7 protein-coding genes are annotated in these 7242 nt (G+C 65.2%); 3 read left to right on the top strand and 4 right to left on the bottom strand.

Annotation, left to right across the window (positions count from 1 at the left end):
- From AOQ71_RS27945 to AOQ71_RS27935, 3 genes are all read left to right on the top strand, one after another.
- On the top strand, positions 1-2119 hold a 2119-nt coding region (locus AOQ71_RS27945), incomplete at its 5' end, for an amylo-alpha-1,6-glucosidase (protein ID WP_245317181.1).
- Between the two features lie 22 nt (positions 2120-2141).
- On the top strand, positions 2142-2675 hold the full coding sequence (locus AOQ71_RS27940) for a PRC-barrel domain-containing protein (protein ID WP_057753401.1): 534 nt from the start codon (positions 2142-2144) through the stop codon (positions 2673-2675).
- 23 nt (positions 2676-2698) lie between these two features.
- Positions 2699-4009, top strand: a complete 1311-nt coding sequence (locus AOQ71_RS27935; RefSeq protein WP_057753399.1) for an MFS transporter — start codon at positions 2699-2701, stop codon at positions 4007-4009.
- A 42-nt stretch (positions 4010-4051) separates the two neighbouring features.
- Here AOQ71_RS27935 and AOQ71_RS27930 read toward each other — a convergent pair whose 3' ends face one another.
- The 4 genes from AOQ71_RS27930 to AOQ71_RS27915 form a co-directional block, all read right to left on the bottom strand.
- Complete coding sequence (locus AOQ71_RS27930; RefSeq protein ID WP_057753832.1) at positions 4052-4750, bottom strand: helix-turn-helix domain-containing protein; 699 nt, start codon at positions 4748-4750, stop codon at positions 4052-4054.
- Between the two features lie 221 nt (positions 4751-4971).
- Complete coding sequence (locus AOQ71_RS27925; RefSeq protein WP_057753397.1) at positions 4972-5394, bottom strand: response regulator; 423 nt, start codon at positions 5392-5394, stop codon at positions 4972-4974.
- Between the two features lie 58 nt (positions 5395-5452).
- Entirely contained in the window at positions 5453-6070 is a 618-nt protein-coding gene (gene fixJ / locus AOQ71_RS27920) for a response regulator FixJ (RefSeq protein WP_057753395.1), read from the bottom strand.
- A 3-nt stretch (positions 6071-6073) separates the two neighbouring features.
- A partial coding sequence (locus AOQ71_RS27915; protein WP_245317180.1) for a PAS domain-containing sensor histidine kinase occupies positions 6074-7242 on the bottom strand: 1169 nt, incomplete at its 5' end.

Genomic DNA, 7242 nt, shown 5'->3' with positions numbered 1-7242 from the left:
GGGGCCCGCCGCGCGGCCCCGTCGCTCGCTCAAGCACGACGACACCTTCATCGTGCTGGACAGCCATGGCGACATCGGCGCCTCGGCCGGCGGGCCGGACGGCCTGTTCAATTGCGACACGCGTTATCTGGCGCGGCTGGAGCTGGTGCTCGACGATCTCCAGCCGCTGCTGCTCGGCTCGAACCTGCGCGACGACAATTCGGGTCTGACGGTCGACCTCACCAACCCCGATATCTATCGCCAGGGCCGCATCGTCCTGCAAAAGGACCTGCTGCACATCGTGCGCACCATCTTTCTGTGGCGCGGTACGGCGTATCAGCGCATCGGACTGCAGAACCACGGCGAGCAGCCGGCCTCCTTCGAGCTGACGCTGCTGTTCGACAATGATTTTGCCGATCTGTTTGAAGTGCGCGGCGAGCGGCGGCCGCGCCGGGGGACCGGCACCAGCAGGCTGCTCGGGCCGACCGACGTGCTGTTCGAATATCGCGGCCTCGACGAGGCCGAGCGCATCACTGGCCTGCATTTCGATCCGCGCCCGACGCGGCTCTCGGTCAACGCCGCGACCTGGCAGCTCGAGCTCGATCCGCACGAAGCCAAATCGCTGTTCGTGGCCGTGTCGTGCAACCGGCCGCTCGCGGAGAAGCCGGCGCGCTTCTTCCGGGGCCTGCTGGCGCATCGCCGCGAGATGCGGCAATCGGCGATCGGCGCGACCAGCATCGAGACCTCCAACAACATCTTCAACGAGGTGCTGTGCCAGGCCATGGCCGACCTCAACATGCTGATGACGGAGACGCCGCAAGGGCGCTATCCCTATGCCGGCATTCCCTGGTATTCGACCACGTTCGGCCGCGACGGCCTGATCACGGCGCTGCAGATGCTGTGGGTCGATCCGCGGGTGGCCAAGGGCGTGCTGCGGCGGCTTGCGCATTTCCAGGCCAAGGCGGTCGATCCGCTCGCCGACGCCGCGCCCGGAAAGATCCTGCACGAGATGCGCGGCGGCGAGATGGCGGCGCTGCGCGAGGTGCCGTTCTCGCAATATTACGGCAGCGTGGATTCGACGGCGTTGTTCGTCCTGCTTGCCGGTCGCTATTTCGAGCGGACCGGCGATGAGAACACACTGGTCGAGCTGTGGCCCGCGATCGAGGCGGGGCTTGCCTGGATCGACGGTCCCGGCGATCCTGATCAGGACGGCTTTGTCGAGTACCAGCGCGCGACCGAAAAGGGGCTCGCCAACCAGGGCTGGAAGGATTCCTACGACGCGATCTTCCACGCCGACGGCAAGCTCGCGGAAGGCAATATCGCGCTCGCCGAAGTCCAGGGCTATGTCTTTATGGCCAAGCAGCTCGCCGCGCGGTGCGCACGGACGCTGGGCAAGCCCGATCTCGCCAGCAAGCTCGAGGCGGAGGCCAAGTCGCTCGCCGAACGTTTTGAGGCGGCGTTCTGGTGCGAGGAGCTTGGTACCTATGCTGTCGCGCTCGACGGTCAGAAGCGGCGCTGCGAGGTCCGCACCTCGAATGCCGGGCAGGTGCTGTTCAGCGGCATGGTCCGCGAGGACCGCGCCCGCCTCGTGGCCGCCGATCTGATGCGCCCGCATTTCTTCTCGGGCTGGGGCATCCGCACCGTCGCGCGCGGCGAAGTCCGCTACAATCCGATGTCCTATCACGATGGATCGATCTGGCCGCACGACAACGCACTGATTGCGCTGGGCCTCGCCCATTACGGGCTCAAGCACTCGGTCGCGCACGTCTTCAAGGGCCTGTTCGACGCCGCGGCCTATATGGATCTGCGACGATTGCCGGAATTGTTCTGCGGCTTCCGCCGCGAGAAGCGGCGCGGCCCGACGCTCTATCCGGTTGCCTGCGCGCCGCAGGCCTGGGCCAGCGCGACGCCGTTCACGCTGCTGGAGGCGGCGCTCGGCCTCGAGTTCGACGTCGCGCGCCGCGAGATCCGGCTGCGTAACCCGCATCTGCCGGCATTTCTGAACGAGGTCATCCTGCGCGACCTGCGCCTGGGCGAATCCAGCGTGGATCTGCGCGTCAGCCGCCACGGCCACGACGTGGCGCTGGAGGTGCTGCGCACGCGCGGCCGGATCCAGGTGTCGATCGTGCTGGCGCATTAGCGGCCGCGGCAAGGAGGGTGTCATGCGAACCGCCGGATGGTTGGTTCTGAGCATCGCGATCGTCGCGGAAATGACGGTTGCCGTATCGCGTGCCGCGGAGGAATTGCCCCCGTCCGCCAATGCAGCTCCGACCGAGACGAACGCACCGCCGACGGCTGCGCCGCCGGCTTCGGTCGTGCCCGTCACCCCGAAGGATGCGGTGCCGCCGCCATCGGTGACCATCATCGGCGCCAGCGACGCCCATGGCGTGCTCGGGCGTGACGTGCGCAGCGCGGCGGATGAGGACATGGGGCGTATTGTCGATGTCATCGTCGATCGCGAGGGACATGTCCGCGCCGCCGTGATCGATTTCGGCGGCTTCCTCGGCGTCGGCAGCCGCAAGATCGTGGTGGACTGGAATGCACTGCGCTTCGGCAAGATTGCCAACAAGAAAGACAGCATCACCTTGGAATTGACCAAAGCGCAGGTCGCGGCTGCACCGGAATACAAGGAGGATACGCCGATGGTCGTGCTCGGGGCATCCGGCAGTCTGCAACCGCTGCAGGCCATCCAGTGAGGAGGGGGGAGGGCTGACCGCCTGTGCTCTTGTCGAGGAAGCCTGATCACGAGAGGCGCGAAGGACGCGTTGAACGGGGCAACGTCGCCGCACCCGTCCTTGCGGCTATTCCCGCGCCGTCGCAACGAAGCCTGCGTGGTCTCGACTGGTTCATCTTCTTCCTCGCCGACGTGCAGACCGGCTTCGGCCCCTTCATCGCGGTCTACCTGACGACACAGAAATGGACGCAGGTCGAGATCGGCTTCGTGCTGTCGATCGGCGGCATCGTCGCGCTGATCGGCCAGATGCCGGGCGGCGCCATCATCGATGCTGCGAAATCAGAACGACTGGTCGCGGCGCTCGCGATCGCCACCATTGGCTTTTGTGCGCTCGCCTATGCGGCGATGCCGATCTTCCCGGTGGTGGTGACGGCGGCGACGCTGCATGCGGCGGCGAGCTGCGTGCTGGGACCGGCGATCGCGGCGATCAGCCTTGGCCTGGTCGGCCCGCTCAAGATCGGCGAACGGCTCGGCCGCAATGCGCGCTTTGCCTCGCTCGGCAACGGCGTCGCTGCCGCCGTGATGGGCACGGCCGGCTATCTTCTTTCGAGCCGTTCGGTGTTCCTGGTCACATTCCTGCTCGCGATCCCCACACTGATTGCATTGTCGCGCATCCGCGAGGAGGAGGTCGACATCGCGCGCTGTCACGGCGAGATGCCGCGCGAGGCGCCGGAGCCCGGCGATACCAATATCTGGCATCTGATCCGGCAACGGCCGCTGATCGTCTTTGCGTTGAGTGTATTGTTGCTGCAGCTCGCCAATGCGTCGATGATGCCGCTGATGGCGAGCGCCGTGACGGCGAGGTCGAGCCAGTGGGCGACGGTGCTGGTGGCCTTCTGCATCGTCGTGCCGCAGGCGATCGTGGCGCTGCTGTCGCCGACCGTCGGACGCAAGGCGCAGGCGTGGGGACGGCGTCCGCTGCTGCTGATCGGGTTCGGCGCGCTGGCGATTCGTGGTCTTCTGTTTGCGACCGTGCGCGATCCCTATCTGTTGGTGGCGGTGCAGGTGTTCGACGGCATCACCGCGGCAGTGTTCGCAGTGATGATTCCGCTTGTTGTGGCCGACGTCGCGTTCGGAAGCGGGCACTTCAATCTCGCGCAGGGCATTGTCGGCACGGCGACCGGACTCGGTGCGTCCTTGAGCACCGCGCTTGGCGGCTATGTCAGCGACATGTTCGGCAATGCCACTGCATTCTTGGGGCTGGCGAGCATTGCAGCCTTGGGGCTCTTGCTGATCCTCTTCGTGATGCCGGAGACCCGGCGCACTGGCATTGCGGCAAAAGAAATGGCCGGCTGAACGAGATCAGCCGGCCATAGGGGGTAGGGGAGGACGAAACGATCAGGCGTCGAGATTGTGCAGGCGCTGGCGGTTGCGCAGCACGATCTGGCGGGCGCCGGAGAAACCGAGAATGCCTTGGGCGTGGAGCTGCGACAGCGCGCGCGACACGGTCTCGAGCGTGAGGCCGAGATAGTCGCCGATGTCGCGGCGGCACATCGGCAGCGCCATCATGCCGGCAACGGCGAGGCGGCGGTCCATTTCGAGCAGGAAGGTCGCAACCCGCTCCATCGCGGTCTTGCGGCCCAAAAGCAGCATGTGGTCTTCGGCGTGGCGTAGCTCGCCGGCAGTCATGGCCCAGAGCTTGCGGGCGACCTGCACGTCGGTGCCGGCGGCCTTTTCGAGGCTGACGCGCTTCACCAGGCGCACATCGGTGTCGATAATGGCCTCGGCGGCGAGGCGGTGGCTGGCGCCGGATTCGAGGCCGAACACGTCGCCGGGAAGATGGAACGCGCCGATCTGGCGGCGGCCGTCCGAGAGGAGCTTGTAGGTGCGGACCGCGCCGGAGACGACCTGGTAGACATATTCCGCAGGCTCGTCCTCGCCGTAGATCTCCTCGTCTTTGCGGTAGGAGAACTCGGTGGCGACCAGGCCGACATGACCGGTGATCGCGCCGAACTGGTCGGAGACGGGATGAACGGGGGCAATCCTGCCACCGATTTGGGTGTTGATCGCCTGGGTGTTGAGGGTCTGCGTCAGCATTTGCGCCATCTCCGTTGTGATGGCGCCTTGATACGCGGTATCGGTTGCTTCGAAAATTTCGCGAGATATCTTAAGGAGGGTTACCTACGTAGAACCCCGTAGGCCGCCGAGTTCGTAGCCGGGATGGAGCGCAGCGAAATCCGGGGTTAGCTCCGCAATCGGATTCCCGGATTGCGCTGCGCTCCATCCAGGCTACGGGGACCTACGTAGAGTCCCGTAGGTCAATTCCGGCGGCGGGCCTGGATGGCGTGACGGATGCCTTTGACCAGATTCTCGTCGAGAAGCGGCTTCAAGATCACGTCTTTCACGCCTGCTGCCTTTGCCCGAGCCGAGATATTGCTGTCGGGATAGCCGGTGATCAGGATCACCGGCGTGTCGCGGTCGGACTGGTGCAAGCGGCCGGCGAGCTCGATGCCGTTGATGTCGGGCATCTTGTAGTCGATCACGTAGCAGTCCGCGCCGGACGGGCTCGTCGCGTTGAGCAGCGCCGTGGCGTTCCTGAATGTCCGCACGGCAAAGCCGTCGGTTTCCAGCAGAAAACGCAGGGATCCAAGCACGGCGTCATCGTCGTCGACCACGTAGACGGTGGGCTTTACCGATGACGCCATGGGGAGCCGCGCATGGTGCGAGCCGATTTCGATCATTCGAATTGGCTAGCACAGGCCGAGGCAACCGCCTTGACTTGCCTCAAGCCGCCTTGCCTCAATCCTTCAGCAAGCCGGCGCGCATTGCCAGCCGGACCAGCTCCGAGAGGCTGCCCGCCTGCATCTTGGTCATGACATTGGCCCGGTACACCTCGATGGTGCGCGGGCTGATGTCGTATTCGCGGGCGATCAGCTTGTTGGACAGGCCGGCGACCAGTCCTTCCATGACCTGGCGCTCGCGCGGACTGAGGGACGCCACGCGGGCGGCGATGTCCTGGGATATGGCTTCGTTCTTGGCGGCGGGCTCGGCCTGCTGGATCGCCGATTCGATCATCGAGACGAGGCGGTCGTCCTCGAACGGCTTTTCCAGGAAGTCGACGGCCCCTAACTTCATCGCCTCGACCGCAAGCGGCACGTCGCCGTGCCCGGTCATGATCAGGATCGGAAACGGCGAGTGCTGCGCCTTCATCAGCTTCAGGAGCTCGATGCCGTCGATGCCGGGCATGCGCACGTCGGAGAGGACACAACCGAACGCGAGGCCGGGGAGGGCATCGAGGAAGCGTTGCGCGTCATCGAACAGGGTTACGCTGTAACCCGATGAATCGAGCAGAAAATTCAGCGAATCGCGCATCGCTTCGTCATCGTCGATCACGTAGACAATTCCGTTGGTCGTCATGGTTCAGCTCTCGTCGGCTGCAGGCAGAGTGAAGCGGAATGTCGCGCCGCCCGATGCGTTGCTCTCGGCCCACATGCGCCCGCCATGAGCCTCGATGATCGAGCGGCTGATCGACAGTCCCACCCCCATACCGGTTTCCTTGGTGGTGAAGAAGGTCTGAAACAGATTCGGAATGACGTCGTCCTGGAAGCCGGAGCCGGTGTCGGAAACCTCGATCTCGATCATGTCGTCACCGACACGGGTGTTGGTGACGACGAGCTCCCGTCGCGGCGACTGCGCCATCGCCTCCAGCGCGTTGCGGAACAGATTGACCAGGACCTGCTGGATCTGGACCCGGTCGGCGAGGACGAGATCGGCATTCTGATCCAGACTGAACCGAAGCTGGACGTTCTGTTCGCGCGCACCGGCGAGCCCGAGCGCGCCGGCTTCCTCGATCAGCTTGGAGAGGCTTTCCACCCGCTTTTCGGACTCACCGCGTGCGACGAAATCGCGAAGGCGGCGAATGATCTGGCCTGCACGTACGGCCTGCTCCGAGGCGCGATCCAGTGCGCTTTCGATCTTCGCCAGATTCGGATCTGCGCTGCCGGCGAGCAGTCGCCGCGATCCCTTCATGTAGTTGCTGATCGCGGCCAGAGGCTGATTCAGCTCGTGAGCCAGCGCGGACGCCATCTCGCCCATCGCGCTCAGGCGCGAAACATGGACGAGCTCGGACTGCAACTCCTGGAGCCGCGCCTGGGTCTGCTGATGCTCGGTGAGGTCGCGGACGAAGCCGGTGAAATAGGGCTCGCCGCCGGACTGCATCTCGCCGATCGACAGGTGCATCGGAAAGGTGGTGCCGTCGCGGCGCTTGCCGGTGACGATGCGGCCGATGCCGATGATGTGCGGATCCTGGGTGGAGCGGTAGCGCGCGATATAGCCGTCATGGCGGGAGCGATCCGGCTCCGGCATCAGGATGCTGACGTTCTGGCCGATCGCCTCCTGCTCCGACCAGCCGAACAGGCGCTCGGCCGCCGTCGAGAACAGCTGGATGATGCCGCGACCGTCGATCACGATCATGGCGTCGGGAATGGTGTGGAGGATGGAGCGGAGGTGGGTCTCGCGCGTGCGCAGCGCTTCCTCGACGTGCTTCTCCTCGTCGATGTCCAGGAAGATGCCGCTGAGATGGCGGGCGG

The sequence above is a fragment of the Bradyrhizobium manausense genome (assembly GCF_001440035.1).
GTDB lineage: Bacteria > Pseudomonadota > Alphaproteobacteria > Rhizobiales > Xanthobacteraceae > Bradyrhizobium > Bradyrhizobium manausense.
Note: the sequence above shows the minus strand (reverse complement) of the source record. Positions and strands in the feature narration are given on the sequence as shown.

Excerpts from the sequence above, each read along its gene's own strand:
- AOQ71_RS27940 (WP_057753401.1), top strand. The coding sequence starts at position 2,142 with ATGCGAACCGCCGGATGGTTGGTTCTGAGCATCGCGATCGTCGCGGAA.
- AOQ71_RS27930 (WP_057753832.1), bottom strand. The coding sequence starts at position 4,750 with ATGCTGACGCAGACCCTCAACACCCAGGCGATCAACACCCAAATCGGT.
- fixJ (WP_057753395.1), bottom strand. The coding sequence starts at position 6,070 with ATGACGACCAACGGAATTGTCTACGTGATCGACGATGACGAAGCGATG.
- AOQ71_RS27925 (WP_057753397.1), bottom strand. The coding sequence starts at position 5,394 with ATGATCGAAATCGGCTCGCACCATGCGCGGCTCCCCATGGCGTCATCG.